This window comes from Litorimonas haliclonae (genome assembly GCF_965138505.1).
Taxonomy (GTDB): Bacteria; Pseudomonadota; Alphaproteobacteria; order Caulobacterales; family Maricaulaceae; genus Litorimonas; species Litorimonas haliclonae.
In genome coordinates this window covers 1-26,774 of record NZ_CBCSCO010000004.1, presented here as the reverse complement: position 1 = coordinate 26,774, position 26,774 = coordinate 1, and the positions used below count along the sequence as shown (strand labels likewise).

Genomic DNA, 26,774 nt, shown 5'->3' with positions numbered 1-26,774 from the left:
TTTATAATGGCATTCGCCGATTATAGACAGCGTGAAGCGAAACCCATACAAAATCAATGCGTGAAATTCGACGTGTCTTGCACATTAAAAAAACCGCCCGAAGGCGGTTTGTTTAAACTTTACTGATCCAAGAAAGATCGTAACTTCCGGCTTCGACTTGGATGTTTGAGTTTGCGTAGAGCCTTAGCTTCGATCTGGCGGATACGTTCGCGTGTGACAGAGAATTGCTGTCCGACTTCCTCTAGCGTGTGGTCTGTGTTCATACCGATCCCGAAGCGCATCCGCAGGACACGTTCTTCACGCGGCGTCAGAGACGCCAGAACGCGAGTCGTTGTTTCGCGCAGATTGGACTGAATAGCAGATTCAATCGGCAGGATCGCATTATTATCCTCAATGAAGTCACCGAGTTGGCTATCTTCCTCGTCGCCAATTGGCGTTTCAAGGGAGATAGGCTCTTTGGCGATCTTCATAACCTTGCGGACTTTTTCAAGCGGCATGGAGAGCTTAGCGGAAAGCTCCTCGGGAGTCGGTTCGCGGCCAATTTCGTGCAAAATCTGGCGCGAAGTCCGAACGATTTTGTTAATCGTCTCGATCATATGAACCGGAATCCGAATAGTCCGGGCCTGATCCGCAATAGAGCGCGTAATCGCCTGACGGATCCACCACGTCGCATAAGTCGAGAATTTATAACCCCGGCGATATTCAAATTTATCAACCGCCTTCATCAGGCCGATATTGCCTTCTTGGATCAGGTCGAGGAATTGCAAACCGCGATTGGTGTATTTCTTGGCGATCGAAATCACGAGACGAAGGTTGGCCTCGACCATTTCTTTTTTCGCCTGACGGGCTTCGCGTTCGCCCTTTTGGACGGTCTGAACGATGCGTCTGAACTCATCGACAGGAACGCCTGTCTCTTGAGCCAAGCCGCCAATTTCATTGCGGAGTTTATCGATAGAGACTTTTTCGCGTTTCAAGAAACGGTCCCAAGCCTCTGACTGCCCGGCCATGTCTTCCATCCAGTTCGGGTTCAGTTCTGACCCCAAATAAGCTTGCAGAAATTCATGACGCGGCACGCCGTTGCCGTCAGCCAGACGCATAAGGCGTCCTTCGAGGCTGATGAAGCGTTTGTTAATTGCATAAAGCTGATCGATTAGGGCATCAATACGAGCATTATTGAGCTGAAGCGATTTGATCTCTTCAATGATTGTTTCTTGAATCTGGTCATATTCTTCGGCTTGCGGCTTGCGTAGTTTTTTCCCAGACAAACGTGCCTTGATGAGCATTTGCTGGAGCTTTTGAAAGCGATTAAAGTCCTCGGAAATGCGGTCCAGCTTGTCCATGATTGTATCACGGAGAGCGGCTTCCATAGAGGCCATGGAGAGGTTAGTTTTATCTTCCTCATCCTCGTCATCATCTTCAATTGGTTTTTCGCCGGGTTTATAATTGCGTTCCGGCATTTTATTGCGCGGCGGATGAACCGGTTTGGACAGGTCATCTTCTTCGGTCGCTTCGATCTCGCCTTTTTCGATTTTTTCACGGCGTACGGCTGCCTGAGACCGGTCTTCCTGAATATTCCCGATAGATTGGTTATAGGTGCCGTCCAGATCGATAATATCTCTAAGGAGAATGTGACCTTCTTCGAGTTCTTCGCGCCAGATCATGATCGCTTCGAAAGTTAGGGCCGATTCGCACAGCCCTTTGATCATTGTATCCCGGCCCGCCTCGATGCGTTTGGCAATCGCAATTTCGCCTTCACGGGACAGAAGCTCAACCACGCCCATCTCGCGCAGATACATCCGCACAGGGTCATCCGTGCGGTCTAGCTCTTCCTTGGAGTTCCCGCCTTTGACAGCTGTCGTCGCGGTCCGCGCCAGAGTTTTAGAGCCAATCGTCGGTTCTTCGGTATCATCATAGACAGAAATACCGATTTCGGACAATGCCGCCAAAACGACTTCGATCTCGTCCGCCGAGATGCCGTCCATGTCGATATGCTTGCGAAGTTCATCAATCGGTAAGAGGCCGGAGTTTTTCTTGGCCTTAGCCAACATCCGTTTGACCTCGATACTATCCATATCAAGGCGCTTGCCTGGGACGATCGCGGCTGCATTCGCTTCTGTTGTGACTTCTGTTGTTTCAGAGTCTTTTTTTGTAGAGGTGGCTGTGCCGGCCATAGAGGCACCTTTCCAATGTCAAAGACTGTAGGATAAACCTCAGGCTTTAATATAGTCTTAGCCGCATGTTGAGCCCAACATACGGCCATATGTTTCCTTCGCGTGCCGCCTAACTGTCATCCAGCTTGGCCGCCCGCATCAAGCGCCTAAGCGCTTCCGAATTATCTTCACGAATGGTGTCTGCCATTCGCAGTCTTGTGCCACGCGTTTCGTCGCTTGTCTGGTTTTGCTCTAGTAGAGCGGTAGCCTCTGCTTCCCAGAAGGCTGTTCGTGTATCCAAATCCGAAGACGCACCACCCATGGCCGCTATTATCAATAATCGGTCCCGGAGAATATCCTTACGCAAGGATTCCAGTCCCTCCTCAGATATATGCGTATTAAGTGCGTTGATTTCAACCGCTTTTGTGACTCGCCAGTATGACAAAAGGCTGCGCTGAAGTCGGGCGCAATCAGCATTCGCAAATGGAAGCTCGAAAAGGGTCTCATCCACGCGGGAAATTAACTCGGGATAGACGAGGACAGCGCCTATGAGGGCGCGTTCGCGGCGACTATTTTTTGAAAGCGCTGCCGCATCGCGTTTTATTGCCAGCCTATCAGCTTTAGGCTCTTGGGCGCGGTTTTGTCGCCTATTGGGTTTCCATCCATAGGCCTTGTCAAACCGCTCCAAAAGTTCTGTTTTATATAGAGACTTGACGTCCGCATGGTCTATTTCATCCAAGGCAGCATAAAGCCTTGCTTTCAAACCCGCTTTTTGTTCCGGCGTCGTAAGTGGCTCTTTCTCTCTTTCTCGCCGCCAGAGCATATCAATCAGCGGCAGTGCGTTTTCTAAAATGGCCTTCATCGCAGGAGGACCATCTGCCCTAATAAGATCGTCAGGGTCTTGCCCTTCCGGCAATAAGGCAAAGCGAAGCGAATAGCCGGGTTTTAGTAAAGGCAGCGCCCGTTCGATGGATCGATAGGCTGCGCGGAGCCCAGCCTTATCCCCATCGAAACACAGAATTGGTTCAGGCCCTGCGCGCCACAGAAGTTCCAGTTGCTCCTCAGTTAAGGCCGTTCCCATAGGCGCGACCGCATGTTCAAACCCTGCACGGGAGAGAGCAATGACATCCATATACCCTTCGGCAACGATCATGCCCCGAGAGCCGTTCTTAGGGGCCGCTAGGGCCTTTCGGGCGCGGTGAAAATTGTAAAGCAGGCGGCTTTTGGAAAACACTGGGGTTTCAGGAGAATTTAGATATTTCGCCTTAGCGTCTTTTTCCATGGCCCGGCCGCCAAACGCCACGAGACGTCCCCGGCTGTCATGAATGGGAAACATGATACGGTTTCTGAACCTATCCCAGCTATCGCGGGACCTATCGTCCGATTCGATAATTAAACCAGCTTCAACGAGCTGGCGTTCTGTCGCTCCTTGTTGGATCAATTCCGACTTAAGCGCCGAGAAATCATTGGGCGCGAAGCCCATACCGAAATATTCTGCGGCCGTTCTTGAGAGCCCGCGATTTGACAAATAGTCCCTCGCCTCTTGGCCCACCTGCCGATAAAGGGACCGTTCGAAAAACTCTTTGGCCCGCTCCATCCAGGAAATAGTTTCCTTGTTTCGCGCTGCGCGCGCTTCGGCCTGCGGATCGGACTTCGGCATTTCCATTCCGGCTAAACCCGCCAGTTTCTCAACAGCTTCTGGAAAAGTAAGCCCCTCTATCTCCATTAAGAAGGATATAGCATCCCCATGTTTCCCCGATGAGAAACAGTGGTAGAATCCTTTTTCGTCGTTCACAAAGAAACTGGGCGTCTTCTCGCTCGTAAAAGGAGATAGACCAGCGAATTCGCGGCCTTGACGTTTAAGCTTCACGTGGCGGCCCACAACGTCAGACGGGCGCACACGCGCCTTTATTTCGTCTAAAAATGTTTCGCCAAACCTCATAGCTTAGAGATAAGCATAAACATCGATATTTGCGAGTCGCGAATGAAGGTCTGCATATGCGCTAAACATATTCATGCCTTTTCCTTCCCGGGCTGAACTATAATCAAGATTAAAAGGGGATTTTTATGACCGAAATAGAAAATAAAGTTGCATTCGTCACCGGAGCCGCCTCCGGCATTGGTTATGCGCTCTGCGAGGCGCTCGTTAAGCGCGGCGCGAAAGTCATGCTGTCCGACATTGACGGGCCGGGACTTGAGCGAGCGGTTGAGACGTTAGGTGCGCCAGACCAAACGGCTTCGGTCCTATGCGATGTCGCGAAGGCCAAAGATCTACATAACGCCGTCAAAGCCACACTAGACGCCTTCGGAAAGGTTCACCTCATATTCAATAATGCCGGCGTCAGCCTTGGCGGAAGGCCTGGCAAGATCGCGTTGGAAGATTGGAAATGGATCGTCGATATCAACGTGATGGGCGTTATTTATGGGTGCGAAGCTTTTATACCCACGCTGATAGAGCAAGGGGAAGGCGGTCATGTCATCAATACGGCGTCCATGGCTGGTCATTCCACCGACATCGGGATGTCGCCTTATTTCACGACCAAATTTGCCGTTGTCGGATATTCCGAGGCTCTTTCGAAAGAACTGGCGGCTGTTGGAATAGGTGTTTCTTGTCTCTGCCCGACTTGGGTGAAGTCTAACATTCACAACACAACGGAAAAAGCCCCGGTCGCTGGGAAATATGTAGAGGTTATCAGAACTTCAAAACACTACCAAGCCGTCAAAGAGCTCATTGAAAACGGTATGGATGCCGAGGTTTATGCAGAGCTTTGCCTCGACGCTGTGGAGAAAAACCGCCTTCACGTTTTCAACGACCCCGACGCGCGGCAAGCCGTGGTCGAGCGAAACAAACAACTCTTAAATGACTATGATGAAAATCTGAAAGTGCTTGGACTCGAATAAGGACAAAAACTTAACCTCTACCATCAGTCATAGAAAACAAAAAAGCCGCCCCGTTTGGAGCGGCTTTTTTAATATTTACTTGGCTTACCCTATTCGGCCGCACCCTCTTCGATTTCCGTTGGAAACTCTTCGAGTTGAGGCGCAGCAGCGGCTTTGTCGGCCAAGAACTTCTCATCACGGTCATTTGCCAGCTTCTGATACTTACGGAGGTTTCCGCCTGTACCTGCCGGGATAAGGCGGCCAACAATAACGTTCTCTTTCAGACCTTCGAGCATGTCTTCTTTGCCGAGGACTGAGGCTTCTGTCAGCACGCGGGTTGTTTCCTGGAAGGACGCCGCGGAGATGAAGGAGCGTGTCTGTAGAGACGCCTTGGTAATACCGAGAAGGACTGGGTCAGCCTGAGCAGGGGTGGCGTTTTTATCGCGCTCCAGCAAGGCCTTGTTGACCTTGTTGAATTCGATTTTGTCCATCTGCTCATTCTTGAGAAGAGTGGTATCGCCTGGATCGGAGATTTCGACCTTTTGCAGCATTTGACGCACGATAACTTCGATATGTTTGTCGTTAATCGGCACGCCCTGCAGACGATATACACCTTGGACTTCGTCCACGAGATATTCCGCCAAGGCTTCAACACCCATAATCGCCAGAATGTCATGCGGCGCAGGATTACCATCAATGATGAAGTCACCTTTCTTCACTTTGTCGCCATCAGAGACAAGCATGTGCTTACCTTTGGCAATCAGGAAGCTGGACGGCTCGATCGTTTCATCTTCAGGGGTAATCTGGATTTTACGCTTATTTTTGTAATCGCGCGTAAACTCAATCTTACCATCCATATCCGCGATAACCGCATCATCTTTTGGACGACGCGCTTCGAACAGTTCCGCAACACGTGGTAGACCACCGGTAATATCCCGTTGCGTCGCACCGCCCTTGGCGATACGCGCCAGGATAGCACCAGGCTTCACTTTCGCGCCGTCCTGAACAGACAGGATCGCGCCGACAGCGAGCATGTAACGCGCAATGTTGCCGTTTGGTAGTTTGATAGGTTCGCCGTTCTCGTCCTCAATAACCGCCACAGGCTGGATATCACCGGATTTCGAAGAGGCGCGCCAGTCAACAATCACCTTGGAAGAAATACCGGTTTCTTCATCGGTTTCTTCTTTGGCAGAAACACCATCAACAATATCAAGTAAACGGACAGTACCGCCGACCTCTGTCAGGATTGGGGTCGCATATGGATCCCATTCGGCCAGACGATCGCCGCGAGCGACTTTCGCGCCTGATTTCTTGGACAGACGTGTACCGTAATCGACCTTATGCGTTTCCAGCTCTTTGCCGTCTTTATCGATGATAGAGAATTCCAGTTTGCGGGATTTCGCAATGAAGACCTTACCGGCTTCAATCGCATCTTCCTTGTCATACTGGAGAATACCTTCATTCGCAGATTCGATGACAGATTTGTCTGAAACAGACGCTGTACCGCCAATATGGAAGGTCCGCATGGTAAGCTGGGTTCCGGGTTCACCAATGGACTGAGCTGCGATAACACCGACAGCTTCGCCCATATTGACTTTCGTACCACGCGCCAGATCGCGGCCATAACAGGTCGCGCAAACCCCCGTGACGGTATCGCAAGTCAGCGGGCTGCGAGAACGAAGGTTTTGCAAACCGGATTCATCAATCGCAGCGGCTATATCTTCGTCGACATATGTATTTGCCGGGAACATAAGTTCGCCTGAACGCGGATCTTGAATGTCTTCTGCCAATGTCCGGCCCAAGCTGCGCTCGCCCAGAGACACAACGACTTCACCGCCATCGACAACAGGCTTAAGCTCAATGCCGTTCTCTGTACCGCAATCTTGCTCGGTCACGATACAATCTTGCGCAACGTCAACAAGGCGACGTGTCAGGTAACCTGAGTTAGCAGTTTTCAAGGCGGTATCGGCCAGACCCTTACGCGCGCCATGGGTCGAGTTAAAGTAATCCATAACGGTCAAACCTTCTTTAAAGTTTGCCGTAATCGGAGTTTCAATAATCTCGCCGGACGGCTTGGCCATCAGACCGCGCATACCCGCAAGTTGTTTCATCTGGTTCTTCGAACCACGAGCGCCGGAGTCCGCCATCATGAAGATAGAGTTGATAACCTTACGCTCGCGCGCGGCCTCTCCCATCATGGCGTCGGCCACTTTGTCGGTACATTTGGACCAGGCATCTACAACCTTGTTGTATTTTTCGCCCTTGGTGATGAGACCATCTGCATATTGCTGTTCGAAGTCAGAAACGAGGTCCTGTGTTTCGTTCACCAATGTATATTTTTCGTCAGGAATGACCATGTCGTCTTTACCGAACGAAATACCGGCTTTCGCCGCTTCGCGGAATCCGAGACCCATCATCTTATCAGCAAAGATAACCGTCGCCTTCTGACCAGCGTGACGATAGACCGTATCGATCAATTTGCCGATTTCCTTTTTCGTCAAGATTTTGTTGATGATGTCATAAGAAATGAGGTGATGATTTGGCAGGAATTCAGCCAATTTCAAACGACCCGGAGACGTTTCAGCAACTTCATAGGTTACATTTCCGTCTTCATCCGTGACAGGGAAACGTCCCTTCACCTTAGAGTGAATACTGACAATACCATTGTCCAGAGCCGCTTCGACTTCTTCGATGGAAGCAAATGTCATGCCTTCACCTTTTTCGCCGTCGCGCATCAGAGACATGTAGTACAGACCCAAAACAATATCCTGAGACGGGACGATAATTGGTTTACCGTTTGCCGGGGACAGGATGTTGTTGGTGGACATCATCAGAACGCGAGCTTCAAGCTGCGCTTCGATAGAAAGCGGCACGTGAACCGCCATTTGGTCACCGTCAAAGTCGGCGTTAAAGGCTGAACAGACAAGCGGGTGAAGACGAATCGCCTTACCTTCTGTCAATTTTGGTTCAAAGGCCTGAATACCTAGTCTGTGAAGCGTTGGTGCGCGATTCAATAGAACCGGATGTTCGCGAATAACTTCGTCGAGAATATCCCAAACCTCGGGACGCTCTTTTTCCACCAATTTCTTGGATTGTTTAACTGTACCAGACAGACCTTTGGCATCAAGACGCGCATAGATAAACGGCTTGAACAGCTCAAGGGCCATTTTCTTCGGCAGGCCGCATTCATGCAGTTTCAGCTCTGGGCCAACCACAATCACAGAACGTCCGGAATAGTCCACACGCTTCCCGAGCAAGTTCTGACGGAAACGACCCTGCTTACCTTTAAGCATGTCGGACATGGATTTCAGCGGACGCTTATTGGCGCCTGTAATCACACGGCCGCGACGGCCATTATCAAACAAGGCATCAACAGACTCCTGCAACATCCGTTTTTCGTTACGGATGATGATGTCAGGAGCGCGAAGTTCAATCAGACGCTTCAAACGGTTGTTCCGGTTGATAACGCGGCGATAAAGATCGTTCAGGTCAGACGTTGCAAAACGGCCGCCATCCAGAGGAACAAGCGGGCGGAGCTCTGGCGGGATAACCGGTACGACAGTCAGAACCATCCACTCTGGACGGTTACCGGACTGAACGAAGGCTTCAAGGAGCTTCAAACGCTTGCGGAATTTCTTCAGTTTAAGAACAGAACCGGTTTCGGTCATGTCAAAACGTGTGCGCTCAATCTCGGCTTCAAGGTCGAGGTTTTGCAGCATATCGCGCACGGCTTCTGCGCCGATACCGGCAGTAAAGCTGTCTTCGCCGAATTCGGCCTGCGCGTCGATATACTCTTCTTCGGACAAGATCTGGCGCTCTTCGAGAGAGGTGAGGCCTGGCTCGGTTACAACGTAGGATTCAAAGTAAAGAACGCGCTCGACTTCTTTCAACGTCATGTTGAGCATGGTTGAAATACGCGATGGAAGCGATTTCAAGAACCAGATATGCGCAACTGGCGCGGCCAGTTCGATATGGCCCATACGCTCACGGCGAACCCGGGTAACAGTAACTTCGACGCCGCATTTTTCGCAGACAACGCCTTTATACTTCATACGCTTATATTTACCGCAAAGGCATTCGTAATCTTTGACAGGGCCAAAGATACGGGCGCAGAACAGGCCGTCTTTTTCCGGTTTGAAAGTCCGGTAGTTAATGGTTTCAGGCTTCCGGATTTCCCCGAATGACCAAGAGAGAATTTTCTCAGGGCTGGCGAGGGATATGCGGATACGGTCGAAGGTCGGGCCTTCTTGCGCGGGGTTGAAAATGTTCATGACCTCTTGGTTCATGGGATTTTCCTTTCAAAGTGAGCGACGGCGTCCCGCCTCTCTAAAAATTCTTTGGTGAATACGTATATAGGAACGATTCACCGACAAGTCAGTGTAACAGGGATGTCAACACCCCTGCCCTGTCTTATGTTCTATCCGTTTGTCAGCTCGACATTCAGTCCGAGAGAGCGGATCTCTTTGACCAGAACGTTGAAGCTCTCCGGAATACCGGCTTCGAAACCGTCATCACCGCGAACGATGGATTCGTACACTTTCGTACGACCCGCAACGTCATCGGATTTGACTGTCAGCATTTCCTGCAGCGTATAAGCCGCGCCGTAAGCTTCCAGAGCCCAGACTTCCATCTCACCGAAGCGCTGGCCACCGAACTGCGCCTTACCACCCAGCGGCTGCTGAGTAACGAGCGAGTATGGGCCGATTGAACGGGCGTGAATTTTGTCGTCAACCAAGTGGTGCAGTTTCAGAAGATACTTATATCCGACTGTTACTTGGCGGGTGAAACGATCCCCAGTCCGGCCGTCATGCAATGTCACCTGACCTGAGCTATGCAGACCTGCTTTTTCCAGCATTTCAACAATGTTCGGCTCACGGGCACCGTCAAAGACAGGCGTCGCAATTGGTACGCCTTTCGTCAGGTTCCCGGCAAGTTCGATAAGCTCGTCATTCTTACGCGGCAGAGTTTCCTCTTCGCCATAAGCATGTTGTAGCGTATCTTTCAGCGCGGACATATCGCCTTCGGCTTTGTAAGTTTCCAAAGCTTCGTTGATCATTTTGCCGACACCGGAACAGGCCCAACCCAAATGGGTTTCAAGGATCTGACCAACGTTCATTCGCGACGGAACGCCTAGAGGGTTCAGCACGATATCAACGGCGGTGCCGTCTTCGAGGAATGGCATGTCTTCGATCGGGTTAATCTTGGAGATAACACCCTTGTTTCCGTGACGACCGGCCATTTTATCACCTGGCTGAAGCTTACGCTTCACAGCAACAAAGACTTTAACCATCTTCATGACGCCTGGCGGAAGCTCGTCGCCGCGCTGTAGCTTGTCGACCTTGTCCTCAAAACGGGCGTCCAGACGTGCTTTAGAAGAATCATACTGCTCTTTCAGAGCTTCCAATTCTCCAATCGCTTGCTCGTCATCGACACCAATACGCCACCAATCGGAGCGCGGAATGTCGTTCAAAGTTTCTTCGGTCACAGGGCCTTTCTTAAAGCCGCGCGGACCGGAGACTGCGTTTTTACCCATCAAAGTGTTCTGAACTGTTCCGTAGATTGAGCGCTCTAGAATAGAAAGCTCGTCATCACGGTCTTTGCCCAAGGCTTCGATTTCTTCGCGTTCAATTTGCATTGCACGCTCATCTTTATCGACGCCGTGACGGTTAAAGACGCGAACTTCGACGACTGTTCCTGACGCCCCGGGAGGGAGTTTCAAGGATGTATCGCGAACGTCAGAGGCTTTTTCACCAAAGATAGCCCGGAGAAGTTTCTCTTCCGGAGTCATTGGGCTTTCGCCTTTCGGCGTTACTTTACCAACCAGGATATCCCCGGCATGAACTTCAGCGCCTACAGCCACAATACCGGCTTCGTCGAGGTTCCGCAGAGCTTCTTCGCCGACATTTGGAATATCGCGAGTAATCTCTTCAGGGCCGAGCTTTGTATCGCGCGACATGATAGAGAATTCTTCGATATGAAGCGATGTATAGACATCATCACGCACAATACGCTCTGAGATCAGGATCGAGTCTTCAAAGTTATAGCCATTCCAAGGCATAAACGCGACGAGCACGTTTTTACCCAAAGCCAATTCACCCAAATCAGTAGACGGGCCGTCTGCAATAATGTCGCCAGCTTTAACTTCGTCGCCAACTGTCACCAATGGACGCTGGTTAATACAAGTTGACTGGTTAGAGCGCTGGAACTTCAAGAGGTTGTAAATATCAACGCCGGAACGTGTCAGGTCAGTTTCCTTAGTAGCGCGGATAACGATACGCTTTGCATCGACCTGCTCGACGATACCTTCGCGTTTCGCGGCAACCGTCGCGCCGGAATCAAGAGCCACAACAGACTCCATGCCGGTTCCGACAAGAGGCGCTTCGGCCTTTAGCAGAGGCACAGCCTGACGCATCATGTTTGATCCCATCAAGGCGCGGTTCGCATCGTCATTTTCTAGGAACGGGATGAGCGCGGCCGCGACAGAGACAAGCTGTTTCGGAGAGACGTCAATAAAATCAACATCTTCTCTGGCAACTAAGGTCACTTCGCCGTTCACCCGACAAGTTACGAAATCAGAGGCAAGCTCTGTTTTATCGTTAATCTCGGCGTTCGCCTGAGCCACGGTGTAACGCGCCTCCTCCATAGCGGAAAGGTAGACAACTTCGTTTGTCAGCTTGCCATTATTGATTTTACGGTATGGGCTTTCGATAAAGCCATATTTGTTCACGCGCGCATGTGTCGCGAGCGAGTTGATCAAACCAATGTTTGGTCCCTCGGGCGTTTCAATCGGGCAGATACGGCCATAATGGGTTGGGTGAACGTCGCGGACTTCGAAGCCTGCGCGTTCGCGTGTCAAACCGCCAGGTCCAAGCGCAGAGAGACGACGCTTATGCGTTATCTCAGAAAGCGGGTTGGTCTGGTCCATAAACTGCGAAAGCTGTGAAGAGCCAAAGAACTCACGAACAACAGCGGCGGCCGGTTTTGCATTGATAAGGTCATGCGGCATGACAGTTTCAATATCGACGGACTGCATACGCTCTTTGATCGCGCGTTCCATACGGAGCAGACCAATACGGTATTGGTTTTGCATCAATTCACCAACAGAACGAACGCGGCGATTACCCAGGTTATCGATATCGTCGATTTGGCCGATGCCGTCTTTCAGTTTCGTCAAAGTATCGACGACAGCAAGGATATCTTCCTTACGCAGAACGCGGATCTCGTCGCCAACATCCTGCATGTCCATACGAAGGTTCATTTTCACCCGGCCAACGGCGGACAGATCATAACGCTCTCCGTCAAAGAACAGAGAGTTGAACAGATCTTCGGCAGCTTCGGCTGTCGGCGGCTCACCCGGACGCATAACGCGGTAAATATCGACAAGCGCGCCCTCACGGGTATCGTTTTTATCAGCAGCCAATGTGTTCCGGATATACGGCCCAACATTTACGTAGTCGATGTTTAGAACGGAAAGCTCGGTAATGCCGGCTTCGTTGATCTGCTCCATAGACTCGATGGAAAGTTCGTCACCGGCTTCAGCGTAAATCTGACCTGTGGACGTATTGACGATATCTTCTGCCGCAAAGCGCTCTGACATTTCCTCATTGGAAATAAGAATGTTTTTCAGACCATCATCGGCAAGCTTTTTCGCGCCGCGTTTCGTCAGTTTGCGGCCTGACGGCGCAACAACCTCGCCGGTCTTGGCATCAACTAGGTCACGCAGCAATTTCGCGCCGCGATAATCCTCAGCATTGAACGGACGAACCCAGCCGTCAGTTTTCTTATCAAATTTAAATGTAAGTGACTCGTAATATTGTTCCAGAATTTCTTCTTTGGACATACCCAGCGCATAAAGAACTGTTGTCGCAGGCAATTTGCGGCGACGGTCAATCCGAGCGTAAAGAATATCTTTCGCGTCAAATTCGAAATCAAGCCAAGACCCGCGATAAGGAATAATCCGCGCAGAGAACAGGAACTTGCCTGAACTATGGCCCTTGCCCTTGTCATGGCTGAAGAAAACGCCCGGCGAACGGTGCATCTGAGACACGATAACACGCTCTGTTCCGTTCACAATAAAGGTGCCTTTATCGGTCATGAGCGGAATATCGCCCATATAGACATCTTGCTCTTTGATGTCCTTAACAGAGCGAGCGCCTGTATCGTCATCTATATCAAAAACCACCAAACGCATTTTGACTTTGAGCGGCGCGGCGAACGTAATATCGCGCTGCTGACACTCTTCTTCGTCAAATTTAGGTGTCTCGAACTCGAAAGACACATATTCCAGAACTGCGCGGTCAGAAAAATCCCGAACAGGAAAGACGGAGTTGAAAACGCCGTTCATTCCTTCATCTTTACCACGATCAGCCCGATCAATGCTTTTTTGCAGGAATTGTTCGTAAGAACTTTTTTGAACTTCGATCAAATTCGGCATCCGGACGACTTCGGGAATGCGCCCAAAGCTTTTGCGGATACGTTTTTTACCTGTGAATGTAAGCGACATCAAAGACACCTTCTTTTTTAAAGCAAAAATCCGCCTCCGGGCTGCAGTCCCAGAGCGCGTTTTACTTTTTATAAATCTGTGAAAGTTTTAACCTGCTTCCGCCAGACGGTCTGTTCGCTCTACAGTCCGAAAGAGTGTGGTCCGGAGCGTGAGCCCCGGACCGAATGAGACTATTTAAGCTCGACAGTCGCACCAGCGGCTTCGAGTTTCTCTTTGATCTCTTCAGCTTCTGCCTTAGGCGCGCCTTCTTTGACGGCTTTAGGAGCAGATTCAACAAGCTCTTTGGCTTCTTTCAGGCCAAGACCTGTGATGCCGCGAACTTCTTTAATGACAGCAATTTTGTTGCCACCGAAAGAAGTCATGACGACGTCAAATTCGTCCTTCTCTTCAGCAGCACCAGCGTCGCCACCACCGGCAGGGCCGGCAACAGCAACAGCTGCAGCGGCTTTAATGCCATTTTCTTCAAGAATATCATTCAATTCTTTTGCTTCGAGGATGGTCAAGCCCATCAGCTCGTCAGCTAGCTTTTTTACATCAGCCATTTTTTAGTTTCCTTTTAGGTTTCAGTTCGAATTTTGCGAGAATGGAAAGTGTTATGCCGCCGCTTTTTCTTCTATCACTTTGATCGCACCAGCGAGGGTTGATCCTTGTGAAGTAAGACGCTGAGCAACCTGAGAAGCTTGACCGATAAGACGTTGAGCCGCCATACCAATAAGCTCTTCGCGACTTGGAAGTTTGGACAGAGTTTCAACACCTGACGTGCCAAAGACATCCTCACCCATGAAGCCACCAATGATCTCAAGACTTTGAGAGTCCTTGGCAAATTCAACAGTCACTTTTGGCGCAGAGATCATGTCCTCAGCCCACGCAATTGCGATAGGCCCAGTGAATTTCTCAGCAGCCGCTTCAAAAGGTTTCCCCTTCATAGCGATTTTCGCCAAACGGTTTTGTACAACACGGAAAGTCGCACCTTGCTCTCTGAGCTTGGCACGCAAATCTTCCATTTCCGCAACGGTCATGCCTGAATAAGCAGCCATAACCACGGAGCCTGCACCATCGAAGATCTCTGTGAGTTCTTTAACGGTGTGTTCTTTTTGAGAACGATCCATTTGCGGTCTCCCTGTTAAATGGGCCTCACACCATGCGGGGCCCGACAAGTGCCGCGGCCGGTTAAGGACGCAGCGGATTTTCTGTCCCTTTTCAGGTCAACAGGGCTCGAACCGAGACGCAGGCATGCATCAAGCACGCAATTATATCGGTCTTGCTCTGTCTGCGCCGGAAATTAAGCCTTGCGTTTGCAAGGCACCGGTGGTCTCGGACAGACCGAACACACAACAAAATGCATCCGGTTTTTTGAGCCGCAGATCCGAAGGCCTGCGACATCAAATTCCTTAATCGCCTAGGTCGAAACCTCAGACGTATCGATTTTCACGCCAGGGCCCATAGAAGAGCTAATTGTGACGCGCTTTACATAAGTACCTTTGGCACCAGATGGACGAGCTTTCTGGATGGCTGTCAAAAATGCATTCACATTCTCTTCCAGCTTATCCTGGGAAAAACTTGCCTTACCTACACCAACATGGACGATACCAGCTTTTTCAGCGCGGAACTCGACAGCTCCGCCTTTGGCGTCGCCAACAGCTTTGGCTACATCCATAGTTACGGTACCGACTTTCGGGTTTGGCATCATGCCCTTAGGGCCCAATACTTTACCCAAACGGCCAACAAGCGGCATCATGTCCGGCGTTGCAATAACGCGGTCAAACGGCATGTCGCCATTTTGAATTTGCTCAGCCAAATCATCAGCGCCAACAACATCAGCGCCAGCTTCGCGAGCCTCGTCTGCTTTTGCATCCTTTGCAAAAACAGCAACACGGACTGATTTACCGGTACCGTTTGGCAACTGACATACGCCGCGAACCATTTGGTCTGCGTGGCGCGGGTCAACACCGAGGTTTAGGGCCAACTCGACTGTTTCGTCAAATTTGGCTTTGGCATTATCTTTAACGAGCTTCACAGCATCCTTGACGCTGTAATCTGTGTCGCGATTAACATTGGCTTTCGCCGCCGCAATTCTTTTACCTGTTTTCGCCATGACCTTACCCCTTGACCTCAAAGCCCATTGACCGGGCTGACCCAGCAATAATCTTTGTCGCCTGATCCAAATCATTTGCGGACAAATCTACCATTTTAGCTTCTGCAATTTCGCGGCACTGCGCCATCGTCACCGTCCCACCAACTTCGGTGCCGGGCGCCGTACTACCTTTTTGAACACTAGCCGCTTTTTTCAGATAATAAGAAGCAGGGGCTGTTTTGGTAACAAACGTAAAGCTCTTATCCTGGTATACCGTAATGATCGTTGGTGTTGGAATACCTTTTTCCAGGTCTTCCGTCTTTGCGTTAAACGCTTTTGCGAATTCCATAATGTTCACACCGCGCTGACCCAATGCAGGGCCGAGGGGCGGTGAGGGATTGGCTGAACCCGCAGGGATTGTCAGCTTGATATAGCCTTGAATCTTCTTTGCCATGTTCCACTCCTTCAAGTGTCTCCCAAATTAATGAGAGGATTGATGCAGGCCGCCTCATGCCGCCCACTTTGTGGTGCCCGTGGTGCGACCCTGCCAGAGCAAGGACAGAAAGGTGTCAACTGGACTTAGCCACACCTCCCACAAGCGGTTATTCCCTAAGTCTGTTTTTCGACCTGGGTATAATTTAGTTCGACAGGTGTCCCCTGCCCAAAAATATTAATCAGCACTTTCAAACGCGCATTCTCTTCATCCACGCTCTCAACTGTTCCATTAAAGCTCTGGAACGGCCCGTCTGTAACCTTGACCGTCTCGCCAAGATCGAACTGGATCATTGGACGCGGGCTATCTACCCCATCCTGAATTTGACCCACGATACGCGCCACTTCCTTTTCGCTCACCGGAAGCGGTTTGGAGGTAGAGCCGAGAAAGCCTGTTACCTTAGGCGTATTCTTGACCATGTTGTGAACCGCGTCCGTCAATTCACACTTTACCAAGACATAGCCCGGAAAAAACTTACGCTCTGACTCGACCTTGCGGCCCTTCCGAACCTCTACGACGCTTTCCGTCGGAACCAAGATCTCCTCAAAAAGATGAGCCAAGCCCTTCTCTTCCGCTTCGCGCTCAATACTACGCTGAACGTGCTTCTCGAAATTCGAATAGGCCTGAACGATATACCATTTAGCTGCCATGGTTTACGCGCCTCCTAAGCCCAAAACTAGTCTAATTATGGTCGCAAGCGCCCAATCAACAACAAAAAAGAACACGCCCATCAATACAACCATTACCATAACGAGAACCGTTGTCGTCAAAGTCTCTCGCCAGGTCGGCCAAACGACCTTCCGCGCCTCCTGACGAACCTGTCCCAAATACTGGACGGGACCGACAGAAGACTTATCGCCTTTTGCATTTCCGGCTTTGGCAGGTACTGGCGGTTTTTTAGCCATTCTTTCCTCAAACTCCAAAACGCGACACTGCATTTTCATGCAGTCCGCGCTATTGATTGCTTAATCGAGACACGCCTTTACGGAGAAATACGCCTCAGTGAGCTGGCAGGGGCGGAGGGACTCGAACCCACGACCCTCGGTTTTGGAGACCGATGCTCTACCAACTGAGCTACACCCCTAAATCTGTCCCGATCGGGCGGCAGGCCGGGTGTTTCCCAACCTGCTATGTATCCTTACGACTTAGTCAGTAATTTTTGACACAACGCCGGCGCCGACTGTGCGTCCGCCTTCACGGATAGCGAAGCGAAGCTTCTCTTCCATAGCGACAGGCACGATAAGCTCGACATCAATGTTCACATTGTCGCCCGGCATAACCATCTCTGTGCCAGACTTCAAAGTTACAACACCGGTCACGTCAGTTGTACGGAAGTAGAACTGCGGGCGGTAATTATTAAAGAACGGCGTGTGACGGCCACCCTCTTCTTTCGTCAAGATGTAAGCTTCCGCTTCAAACTTCTGGTGAGGCGTAACAGACCCTGGCTTACAAAGAACCTGGCCACGCTCAACACCTTCACGGTCAACACCGCGAAGCAAAGCGCCGATGTTGTCGCCGGCCTCTCCTCGGTCGAGGAGCTTACGGAACATTTCAACACCTGTACATGTCGTCTTCTTCGTATCTTTGATACCAACGATTTCAATCTCGTCGCCGACGTTAACCGCACCGCGTTCAACACGGCCCGTTACAACCGTACCACGGCCGGAGATGGAGAACACATCTTCGATAGGCATCAAGAAAGGCTGATCAATCGCGCGCTCAGGCTGCGGAATGTAGGAATCAACCGCTTCCATCAACTTCTTGATAGACTCTTCACCGATTTCAGGCGTTTCGCCGTTCATTGCAGCCAAAGCAGATCCTGCAATCACAGGAATGTCGTCGCCCGGGAAGTCATAAGAGCTCAGAAGTTCACGGATTTCCATTTCGACAAGCTCGAGAAGCTCTTCATCGTCAACCTGGTCAACCTTGTTCATGTAAACAACCAGAGCCGGAACGCCGACCTGACGGGCAAGCAAGATGTGCTCACGTGTCTGAGGCATTGGGCCGTCGGCTGCGTTCACAACCAAGATAGCACCGTCCATTTGAGCCGCGCCGGTGATCATGTTCTTAACATAGTCAGCATGGCCCGGGCAGTCGACGTGAGCGTAGTGACGGTTTTCCGTCTCATACTCAACGTGAGCTGTAGAAATGGTGATACCACGCGCTTTTTCTTCCGGCGCGCCGTCAATCTGATCGTAAGCGCGGAAGTCACCGAAATATTTCGTGATCGCCGCCGTTAGCGTCGTCTTGCCGTGGTCAACGTGACCAATCGTGCCAATATTGGCATGCGGCTTATTACGCTCGAATTTCTCTTTTGCCATGTTTACTCTCACATGTTGTGGGACCAGATAACTTATCCGACCCCGGTTTGATTGCTTGCCCTTAAGTAGGGCTCCGTAACCCCATTTCAAGGGCCCCTGCTCTAGGGGTTATTTGGAGCGGGCGGCGGGAATCGAACCCGCGTCATCAGCTTGGAAGGCTGAGGTCTTACCACTACACAACGCCCGCGGTAAAATATTTTTACCTTCTGCTGAAGGTGGTGGAGAGGGTTGGATTCGAACCAACGTACACATAGTGATCAGATTTACAGTCTGACGCCTTTAACCACTCGGCCACCTCTCCTACCGAAGATTTCGTTCTGGCCGCAGAACAAAATCGAAGTTTCGTTGCCTCCAACAAAAAATACTCTGTCAGTTGGGCGGCAAGCATGTTAGCCGCTTCGTGTACAGAGACCTGTTCAATATCAGCGGACGTATAGAGACCATGACATCATCACGCAATAGCGGATTTCAAAGAAAAACAGGCAAGAAAACACGTCAGGGCCCAAATTCGTCCGCGTCAGACAGTGGTCCTCGCAAAAAAGCCTATGGAATGCGGTCTCACGGCGCAACTTCTAAGCCAAGATCTCCTAAATCCCGAGGAAATGACGACTCACCGCGCTCGGATCAAAAACCCCGACGTTCAGGCGCGGGCCGCGAAGGCGGAGCCGGATGGATTTGGGGCACACATGCCGCGCTCGCAGCGCTCTCCAATCCAAGGCGCACGATTCATGAAGTTCTTATCACTGAAGGCGCTCGAGGCCGCATTCAACTTCCGCAAGGCTCTCCGACGCCAAAGGTTGTAATTCCTTCTGCGCTCAGCAAAATTCTTGGGTCTGATACTGCGCATCAGGGCATTGCCGTTAAAGCCGCCCCCCTGGAATGGCCAAGCTTGGAAATGCTGGCTGAGAGCGATTTTGAAGAGACAAACGGAAACGGTCTCATTCTCGTACTGGATCAGATAACGGACCCTCACAATGTCGGGGCCATGTTACGTCTGGCCTCTGCTTTTGGCGTAACAGCGCTTGTCATGCAAACCCGCAAGTCCCCGCCCCTCTCGGGCGCCCTAGCGAAAGTGGCGGTGGGCTGTCTTGAAACCGTGCCGGTTTGTCAGGAAACCAATATCAGTAACGCCATTCAATCCCTGCAACGAATCGGGTGGATCGTCACCGGACTGGCCGGGGAAACGAATCTTACCTTATCTCAGGCCCTATCCGGCGGCGGCAGACAGGTCATCGTTATGGGCGCCGAAGGTCCGGGCCTTAGAGATCGCGTCAGAAAGAATTGCGATCAACTCGCTAAAATTCCGATGATGAGTCAAGACGTTCCGGGCCAAGCAGAGAGCCTGAATGTCGCCACCGCTGCCGGCATTGCTCTTTATGAGGCGCGGCGAGGTTAGCCGCTAATCAAATGTGTCAGAAAGGAGCGGCTCTTTCGGGTTTTCACCAAACCGGTTCACCCCCGTCTCGCCGTTTCGGATTAAATAAAATAATATCCAGACAAGGTAAATATACATCAAAATAGTGAGAACTCTTTCAGGGCCTCCCGTTTCAAATCCATTGAGAACAAATCCTTCATAACCCGGTAAATATTCAATATATAATATAAAGGCCGGCAATTGCGCCCACCCCGTCAAACCAACATCATGAAGGCGGCGCGCTGTCAGAGATGCCAAAGGAATCAAAAATACGATTTCCACAAGTAATATGACGGGCGTTCCAATTTGCGTTTCTGGATAACCCAAAATAGCCTTTTCTATGCTTGCCGCAACGAGGCCGACAAGAAAATACGCCAGCTGCACCCACCAGAATTCTGACCGACGGGCGCGGGACTCAAAATCGAAGCGCTTGTGGTAAAACGCTAATATGGCCTCAGATGGCCTGATCGGGGGCGTTGACGTCATACACTTATAACGACCTATACGAAGCCTTGGGTCAAGGCTCTTTCAGCCCACAAAAAAACCCGCCTCAAGGGCGGGTTGATCTTCAAAAGATATTTTTGAATTACGCGGCTTCGATTTCAGCGCGGCTCTTCAAAACAGCTTTTTTAATTCTCTTCGCTTTTTCAGTCAGCTTGTGATTCTTTGTGCCAAGAAGAAAGGCATCAAGACCGCCCTTTGTGTCAACAGTACGAAGCGTTTTCGCCGCAATACGTACTTTAAACTTTTGGCCAAGAGAGTCGGACAAGAGCGTGACATTACAAAGATTGACTTCAAAACGACGACGCGTGTGAATCTTCGAGTGAGACACAGTGTTTCCGGACATTGGGCCGGTATCTAACAAATCGCAACGACGGGACATAGTGCACCTAAAAACAATAAAGGCCCGCGCAACCACGAGATTATCGTGCAGCGGGCGGAAGTGGGGGCGAATTAGAGCGATGTTTGCCGAAGGTCAACCCCCCATTCGCGAAGATATCTGTAATATGTATCCGTAATCCAGAGCGCTTAACATAGAGTGTGACTGAATTGTCACGCAGATGAACTGAATACACGTTACCTTGCTCAGCTTATAGCTAAGGTGAGTATGTCATGGCAAGAGCAGAGAGACAGAACGGAGACCCTGACATGCGTGCGATAAGATTTGCGAAACTTGCTTTGACAAGTCTGTTGGCTGGGGTGGTTCTCCCCCTCTCTGCCAGCGCCGTTAATCTGATGGATCACGAACGCAATATTGATGGCTTAAACGAGCGAAATATCAATGAGACCTTCTATCAGGTTCCGGTTCCGGGCCAGGACGCCACGCAATTTCGGTTTAAACTCAAGGGCTATATCTTCGGATTACGTATGATCCGCTCCAACTATTCCGGTTGGTATAACCAAACAGAGTACGCCGTTTATTCAGACATCAAAACGTCTGGCTTGGGCGCCCTATTGAAAAAGCTCGAAATATGGGCGGTTTCCAAAGGCACCCACGATTCGCAAGGGCTGCGCCCCGACTATCACGTCCAGCAAAACCTAGATAAAAAAAGTCGCCGCGTTGAAATGATATATGATGACGAGGCCGAACAAGTCGATGTCAGTATAAAGCCTCCGCTCGGCAGTCAGGGCGTGCCTCCCGCGACTCCAGAAGAAAGGTATCTGGCCGATGATACCCTTTCCGCCATTTTAAATATGATGATGCGGGGCTTCGCGAATAAGGGAGAGGTTTGCAATGGAACGGTTCGCGTTTTTGATTCCAAACAGCATTACGGCCTTCGCATGGAACGGGACGGCACGCGCCGCCTGAAATTTGACGATTACAAGTCAGAGACCATAAGCTGTGACGTCTATTATGAACCAATTTCCGGGTTTGACCCCGAAGACCTCCCTGAAGACGAGGAAAGCAGCCAACCCGTTAATGTCTACTTTAAACACTACCCGGAACTTGGTCTCTACATCCCGATTCGGTTCACCTACAAAATAAGTGCGATTACGGCCGTTTTGAAAGTGGACGAAATGGAATATGTCCTACCCGGCGACGAAGTTATTCATTATGCGAGTGAATAACGTCCTGCCAATTTAGCCTGGCTGATCCAGACTGAGGCGTTGTCATTCCAATTTGAATCAGTCAGACAGGCGTTATGGCCTCCCCTCTCAATCCTGCAACTGTCACAGCGGTGCTGGGCCCGACAAATACGGGCAAAACACATTACGCCGTAGAGCGCATGCTTGGGCGATCAAGTGGCGTTATTGGCCTGCCACTACGTCTTCTGGCGCGGGAAATCTATGACCGTATAATCGCACAAAAAGGCGCGGCTCAGGTTGCTTTAATTACCGGCGAAGAAAAAATTGTGCCGCCCAAAGCGCGATATTTCGTCTGCACGGTCGAAGCTATGCCCATAGATCGGCGCTTTGCCTTCTTGGCAGTCGACGAAGTGCAGTTGATGGCAAACCACGAAAGAGGGCACATTTTTACAGACCGCGTCCTTAACGCCCGCGGACAGGAAGAAACATTGTTTCTGGGAGCGGAAACCGCGCGGCCCGTTTTGAAAACTCTGGTCCCTAAGATCCGATTTGAACGACGAGAGCGATTCTCGACATTACATTATGACGGCGCGAAGAAATTAACGCGCCTGCCAAAGCGCTCTGTTATTGTCGCCTTTTCTGCCGCCGAAGTTTACGCCATTGCCGAACTTATCCGGCGCTATAGAGGCGGAGCGGCGGTTGTCATGGGCGGTTTATCCCCCCGCACCAGAAATGCTCAGGCCGAAATGTTCCAAAACGGCGATGTGGATTTTCTTGTCGCCACCGACGCGGTCGGCATGGGGCTTAATCTGGATACAGATCATGTCGCCTTTGCCGGCCTTACTAAATATGACGGCCGGCGCAGGCGCTATTTAACGCCGATGGAAGCCGGACAAATTGCTGGACGAGCGGGCCGTTTTCGAAATGACGGAACCTTTGGCACAACCGGTGACTGTCCGGTCATGGACGACGAACTCGTCAAACGTATAGAGAATCACGAATTTGAACCTCTTGATTACGCGGAATGGAGAAACTCAAAGCTCGACTTCTCTACTCTAGCCTCATTAGTCGACACGCTCCACGCGCCGCGGCCGACCAAACGTCTCCGCAGAATCAAAGGGGCAGAGGATGAAGCGGCGCTTGAACGCCTCATGGCCATTGATGAAATTTCTCAGCGAATCAAAGTGCCTGCACAAGTCAGGCAGTTATGGGAGGTGTGCCAGATACCGGATTTCCGAAACCTCACAATCGACGCGCATGTCCGGCTCTTGCAGGATATTTATCGCATATTAGTCAAAGGCGGAGGAAGGCTATCCAGTGCCTTCATGATACAAAGGATTGACCGCTTGGATGATACATCCGGAGGCGTTCAGGAACTCTCCGCTCGCCTTGCAAGCATCCGAACCTGGGCATATTGTGCATCAAAATCCAATTGGATGCCAAAAAATAACCTTGATTACGGAAAAACATTAGCAAATCACGCTCGCGAGGTTGAAGACCGCCTATCGGATGCGCTACATGCGAGCTTAATTGCGCGATTTGTAGATAAGCGTACCAGCAAGCTATTAAAAGGCATAGGAGCCGACGCCTATATGAGCGCAACAATAAAAGATAACGGGGATGTGTTCGTAGATGACCACCTCATTGGTCAATTATATGGGCTGACATTCAAACCGGATGTCAGTGGATCGGGACTCGAAGCAAAAGCCTTGGACGCGGCCGCCGCCAAAGCGGTTGCCCCTGAAATAGACAGACGCTTGACAAGTCTCTGCGGCGGCGCCCACAATATTTTCACGCTTTCCGAAAAGGGTGAAATTCTTTGGGGCGGCATGATCGTGGGCCGTATCGCGCCAAGCGGGTCCGTCTTCACGCCGGACGCCGAAGTCATTGCCAGCGACTTCGCCAATGCCAACCTTCAAAACCTTGCTTCAGATCGTATGCGCGAATATTTGCGCGCTGAAGTCACAGCTCATCTTGGGCCGTTAAAAGGACTTCGGGATTTCAAAGATCAAGAAGACGCGCTGCCAGAAGCCAAAGGTTTCGCGTACACCCTTTTGGAAAATAACGGCTCTGTCGAACGTCGCGACCACCTTAAAACCATCCAAAATCTCAATCAGGATGCTCGGCGTCAACTACGCGAGTTAGGGGTCCAGTTTGGATTCTATAATGTCTATATGCCCGAAATGCTTAAGCCTAAACCAGCTCGCCTATTGAGTCTGTTGAACGCTTACGGCGCGGGCGGCGACAAAACCCCCTTCATTCCCTTTGCTGGTGTCACCTCAATTCCTAATGAAGGTGACTTGCAGAGTGACAAATTCAGCGAAAGCGCCTTGGCTTTGGCGGGCTACCGGGCCGTTGGCACCCGTATCGTGCGTCTCGACATCCTTAACCGATTAAGCCTGATGATACGCCAAGCGCAGGATCAGTTCGGCAAAATACCCGGAGCAGACACAAAGGGACGCCCCTTTCAGATTATGCAGGAAATGCTTTCTCTCTTGGGCGGAACCTATGAGGACACACAAAAAGTTCTGATTGCTTTAGGCTACCAATCCGAAGTTCGGGAAAGCCTTCCTGATTTACCCAAAGCTGAAGAAACGTCTCCAGAAGAGAAAACGCCCGAGTCGCGAGACAACACTTCAGCAGAACCAAATCCCGAAGATAAACCGGCGAAAGGTACTGCGGCAAGCGAAGACGCGGACAAGAAGACGTCTTCTGAATTGCCAAAGCGCACGCCAAAGAAAAGCTCCGGTCGGAATGATTTGAATCTTTATAATAACCGCGTCCATGCGGAAGACGGCACCACGACGGAAGTTGCAAATAAGGAAGTTTGGCTCACAGCCGCCCGCGGACAAAAAGGGTTCAAACCGAAAGGCTCTCAGCAACATCGAAAAAGACCTCATCAAAAAGGCTTTAAAGGGAAACCGAAACCTGCTTATCGCAGTGGTGGAAGCGGCGGCTCTACTCAAAAAGGCAAAGCCTCTCTCAAAAACTCTCCTTTTGCCGCCTTAGCCGCGTTGAACATTGACGGCAGTTCTGAAACAGATAAAAAAACGTCGGGCACTAAATCCGAAAAGAAAAAAGGCGATAAAAAAAGTTGAGCTGTCTGAACGACCGACCTGCAACTGACGTCCCGACAGACACGTCTTGTCGACTTGATATCTGGTTATTTCGAACCCGGTTGTTGAAAACACGCAGCCTCGCCGCCCGCATGATACTGGGCCGAAAGATAAGAGTCTTGAAAAACGGGGAAACGAAAAAAGCAAAAAAGCCTCACACCCTCATTCGACCAGGCGATCACGTGACCTTTATGCGGGGGGCAGAACTGGTCTCAGTGGAAATGCTGGCAGCGGGGACGCGCCGCGGCCCGGCCCAAGAGGCTCAGGGACTTTACAAACGGCTAAGTGAGGCCCAAATCCAGTCCTAAGCAAAAGCGAATATTGACAAAACGGCCTCGCATCGGCATTGGCCTGTCAAACCTGCAACGGAGAGCTCTCGCGTGACCTATATCGTCAAAGACGAATGCGTAAAATGTAAATTCATGGACTGTGTCGAGGTCTGTCCCGTCGACTGTTTCTATGAAGGCGAAAACATGCTCGTCATTCACCCGGATGAATGCATTGATTGCGGCGTTTGTGAGCCTGAATGTCCAGTTGACGCCATCGTGCCTGATACCGAAGACGACCCAGACGGGAAGTGGCTGGAGATCAACTCGAAATATGCAGAGCTTTGGCCTGTTATCACAGTCAAAAAAGAACCTCCGGCAGATCGGGAAGCTTACGAATCCGAGACAGGAAAATTCGAGAAATATTTCTCCGAAAAGCCCGGAACGGGCGACGAATAAGCTTTTCCTGCGCTTTCGGCCGTTAATTCTGGCTTGGCTAGTGGTTTTTTCGATAAATTTGTGTTATAGTTCTTTCACATAAGCGGTGCGGCTTTGAAAAAGGCCGCGCCGTTTGTGCGTATTTCATAAGGGTTTTCGCATTAGTGAGATGCGACACCCATTAAAAAGGGCTCAGCATTCATGGCTACTGAGAAAAAAGCGTCCGGAAAAAAATCCGGGGCGAAGAAATCGACTAAAAAGAAATCCAAATCGTCATTCCGGGTCGGTCAACATGTTGTTTATCCGGCGCACGGCGTCGGTGAGGTAACAGGCGTTGAACAAGAAGTCATCGCCGGATTTGATATCGAAGTTTATGTCGTAAAATTCGAACAAGACAAAATGACTTTGCGTGTCCCAACGGACAAGGCGGCAAATTCCGGAATGCGCGCGCTTTCCAACGAACTCATATTGAAGGACGCCTTCACAACGCTAAAAGGCCGGGCCCGCATCAAACGAACTATGTGGTCGCGACGCGCTCAGGAATATGAAGCCAAAATCAATTCCGGCGACCTTATCCTGGTCTCTGAAGTGGTTCGCGATCTTCACCGCACGGATGAGCAGCCTGAACAGAGCTATTCCGAACGTCAGCTTTATGAATCTGCCATTGACCGTATGGTCCGCGAAGTAGCGGCCATAAACAAAACGTCTCGGGATGTGGCTCTTGGCGACGTGCTCGAAACCCTGACCACTGCCCGTAACCGCCAAGCTGCCAAAGCTGCAAAAGAGGCCGAGGCCAAAGCTGCAGAAGAAGGTGACGACGAAGAAGCCGCTTAACCTGAGTTAAAACTCTATATCTAAAGGGTCAAACCTCCCCGGTTTGACCCTTTTTTTGTGCAATATTCTTCATTTCTCTGCCAATGTGACTTGCAACCTCTCCGATACCTTCGGATATTATTTTTAATAATAAATAAGGGTTAAGCGTTCCATGCAATCTAAAACTATACTCATTTCATTGCTCAGCGCTTCCGCGCTTGCGCTCGCTTCCTGCGGCGGAGGTGGCGGCAGCGGCGGCGGAAATGTCGTCGTAACCC

The 26,774-nt window shown here is 50.7% G+C and carries 20 protein-coding genes and 3 tRNA genes; 7 read left to right on the top strand and 16 right to left on the bottom strand.

The window, feature by feature from the left end; translation table 11 throughout:
• Nucleotides 1-119: 119 nt before the first annotated feature.
• Together rpoD and dnaG are read right to left on the bottom strand one after the other, a co-directional pair.
• Nucleotides 120-2,171: an RNA polymerase sigma factor RpoD gene (gene rpoD, locus ACNA05_RS09770; RefSeq protein ID WP_415811295.1), complete on the bottom strand. Its 2,052-nt coding sequence runs from the start codon at nucleotides 2,169-2,171 to the stop codon at nucleotides 120-122.
• A gap of 109 nt (nucleotides 2,172-2,280) precedes the next feature.
• The gene (gene dnaG / locus ACNA05_RS09765) at nucleotides 2,281-4,092 is read right to left on the bottom strand and encodes a DNA primase (RefSeq protein ID WP_415811294.1); all 1,812 of its coding nucleotides are present in this window, start codon (nucleotides 4,090-4,092) and stop codon (nucleotides 2,281-2,283) included.
• Between the two features lie 125 nt (nucleotides 4,093-4,217).
• On the opposite strand from dnaG, the gene ACNA05_RS09760 reads away from it, so the two are divergent.
• Nucleotides 4,218-5,051, top strand: coding sequence for an SDR family NAD(P)-dependent oxidoreductase (locus ACNA05_RS09760; protein ID WP_415811293.1), 834 nt, complete (start codon nucleotides 4,218-4,220; stop codon nucleotides 5,049-5,051).
• Nucleotides 5,052-5,140: 89 nt separating this feature from the next.
• Here ACNA05_RS09760 and rpoC read toward each other — a convergent pair whose 3' ends face one another.
• The 12 genes from rpoC to ACNA05_RS09700 form a co-directional block, all read right to left on the bottom strand.
• On the bottom strand, nucleotides 5,141-9,316 hold the full coding sequence (gene rpoC, locus ACNA05_RS09755; RefSeq protein ID WP_415811292.1) for a DNA-directed RNA polymerase subunit beta': 4,176 nt from the start codon (nucleotides 9,314-9,316) through the stop codon (nucleotides 5,141-5,143).
• 131 nt (nucleotides 9,317-9,447) lie between these two features.
• The gene (gene rpoB / locus ACNA05_RS09750; protein ID WP_415811291.1) at nucleotides 9,448-13,533 is read right to left on the bottom strand and encodes a DNA-directed RNA polymerase subunit beta; all 4,086 of its coding nucleotides are present in this window, start codon (nucleotides 13,531-13,533) and stop codon (nucleotides 9,448-9,450) included.
• A gap of 170 nt (nucleotides 13,534-13,703) precedes the next feature.
• The gene (gene rplL / locus ACNA05_RS09745) at nucleotides 13,704-14,075 is read right to left on the bottom strand and encodes a 50S ribosomal protein L7/L12 (RefSeq protein WP_415811290.1); all 372 of its coding nucleotides are present in this window, start codon (nucleotides 14,073-14,075) and stop codon (nucleotides 13,704-13,706) included.
• A gap of 51 nt (nucleotides 14,076-14,126) precedes the next feature.
• A complete protein-coding gene (rplJ, locus tag ACNA05_RS09740; protein WP_415811289.1) occupies nucleotides 14,127-14,642 on the bottom strand; it encodes a 50S ribosomal protein L10 in 516 nt (171 codons plus the stop codon).
• Between the two features lie 290 nt (nucleotides 14,643-14,932).
• On the bottom strand, nucleotides 14,933-15,628 hold the full coding sequence (rplA, locus tag ACNA05_RS09735; protein ID WP_415811288.1) for a 50S ribosomal protein L1: 696 nt from the start codon (nucleotides 15,626-15,628) through the stop codon (nucleotides 14,933-14,935).
• A gap of 4 nt (nucleotides 15,629-15,632) precedes the next feature.
• Complete coding sequence (rplK, locus tag ACNA05_RS09730) at nucleotides 15,633-16,061, bottom strand: 50S ribosomal protein L11 (RefSeq protein WP_415811287.1); 429 nt, start codon at nucleotides 16,059-16,061, stop codon at nucleotides 15,633-15,635.
• A gap of 155 nt (nucleotides 16,062-16,216) precedes the next feature.
• Nucleotides 16,217-16,750, bottom strand: coding sequence for a transcription termination/antitermination protein NusG (nusG, locus tag ACNA05_RS09725; protein ID WP_415811286.1), 534 nt, complete (start codon nucleotides 16,748-16,750; stop codon nucleotides 16,217-16,219).
• A 3-nt stretch (nucleotides 16,751-16,753) separates the two neighbouring features.
• Nucleotides 16,754-17,005, bottom strand: coding sequence for a preprotein translocase subunit SecE (gene secE, locus ACNA05_RS09720; protein WP_415811285.1), 252 nt, complete (start codon nucleotides 17,003-17,005; stop codon nucleotides 16,754-16,756).
• A gap of 103 nt (nucleotides 17,006-17,108) precedes the next feature.
• Nucleotides 17,109-17,184: transfer RNA gene (locus ACNA05_RS09715), tRNA-Trp, on the bottom strand.
• 61 nt (nucleotides 17,185-17,245) lie between these two features.
• Nucleotides 17,246-18,421 carry an elongation factor Tu gene (gene tuf / locus ACNA05_RS09710; protein ID WP_415809882.1) on the bottom strand — a complete coding sequence of 392 codons (1,176 nt, stop codon included), beginning with the start codon at nucleotides 18,419-18,421 and terminating at the stop codon, nucleotides 17,246-17,248.
• A gap of 113 nt (nucleotides 18,422-18,534) precedes the next feature.
• A tRNA-Gly gene (locus ACNA05_RS09705) sits at nucleotides 18,535-18,608 on the bottom strand.
• Nucleotides 18,609-18,637: 29 nt separating this feature from the next.
• A tRNA-Tyr gene (locus tag ACNA05_RS09700) sits at nucleotides 18,638-18,722 on the bottom strand.
• Nucleotides 18,723-18,863: 141 nt separating this feature from the next.
• Between ACNA05_RS09700 and ACNA05_RS09695 the strand changes: the two genes are divergently transcribed.
• Nucleotides 18,864-19,817: a TrmH family RNA methyltransferase gene (locus ACNA05_RS09695; RefSeq protein ID WP_415811284.1), complete on the top strand. Its 954-nt coding sequence runs from the start codon at nucleotides 18,864-18,866 to the stop codon at nucleotides 19,815-19,817.
• A gap of 3 nt (nucleotides 19,818-19,820) precedes the next feature.
• Here ACNA05_RS09695 and ACNA05_RS09690 read toward each other — a convergent pair whose 3' ends face one another.
• The gene (locus ACNA05_RS09690; RefSeq protein WP_415811283.1) at nucleotides 19,821-20,321 is read right to left on the bottom strand and encodes a DUF805 domain-containing protein; all 501 of its coding nucleotides are present in this window, start codon (nucleotides 20,319-20,321) and stop codon (nucleotides 19,821-19,823) included.
• 100 nt (nucleotides 20,322-20,421) lie between these two features.
• Nucleotides 20,422-20,718 (bottom strand): 50S ribosomal protein L28, encoded by a 297-nt coding sequence (gene rpmB, locus ACNA05_RS09685; RefSeq protein WP_415811282.1) that lies wholly within the window; start codon nucleotides 20,716-20,718, stop codon nucleotides 20,422-20,424.
• A 266-nt stretch (nucleotides 20,719-20,984) separates the two neighbouring features.
• Between rpmB and ACNA05_RS09680 the strand changes: the two genes are divergently transcribed.
• From ACNA05_RS09680 to ACNA05_RS09660, 5 genes are all read left to right on the top strand, one after another.
• Nucleotides 20,985-21,905, top strand: coding sequence for a DUF3108 domain-containing protein (locus ACNA05_RS09680; RefSeq protein WP_415811281.1), 921 nt, complete (start codon nucleotides 20,985-20,987; stop codon nucleotides 21,903-21,905).
• A 74-nt stretch (nucleotides 21,906-21,979) separates the two neighbouring features.
• The gene (locus ACNA05_RS09675; protein WP_415811280.1) at nucleotides 21,980-24,961 is read left to right on the top strand and encodes a helicase-related protein; all 2,982 of its coding nucleotides are present in this window, start codon (nucleotides 21,980-21,982) and stop codon (nucleotides 24,959-24,961) included.
• Nucleotides 24,958-25,287, top strand: coding sequence for a S4 domain-containing protein (locus tag ACNA05_RS09670; RefSeq protein ID WP_415811279.1), 330 nt, complete (start codon nucleotides 24,958-24,960; stop codon nucleotides 25,285-25,287). Before ACNA05_RS09675 ends, ACNA05_RS09670 begins: the two co-directional genes overlap by 4 nt.
• A 72-nt stretch (nucleotides 25,288-25,359) precedes the next feature.
• Nucleotides 25,360-25,704: a ferredoxin FdxA gene (gene fdxA / locus ACNA05_RS09665; RefSeq protein ID WP_415811278.1), complete on the top strand. Its 345-nt coding sequence runs from the start codon at nucleotides 25,360-25,362 to the stop codon at nucleotides 25,702-25,704.
• Nucleotides 25,705-25,884: 180 nt separating this feature from the next.
• Nucleotides 25,885-26,517 carry a CarD family transcriptional regulator gene (locus tag ACNA05_RS09660; protein ID WP_415811277.1) on the top strand — a complete coding sequence of 211 codons (633 nt, stop codon included), beginning with the start codon at nucleotides 25,885-25,887 and terminating at the stop codon, nucleotides 26,515-26,517.
• Nucleotides 26,518-26,774: the final 257 nt, after the last annotated feature.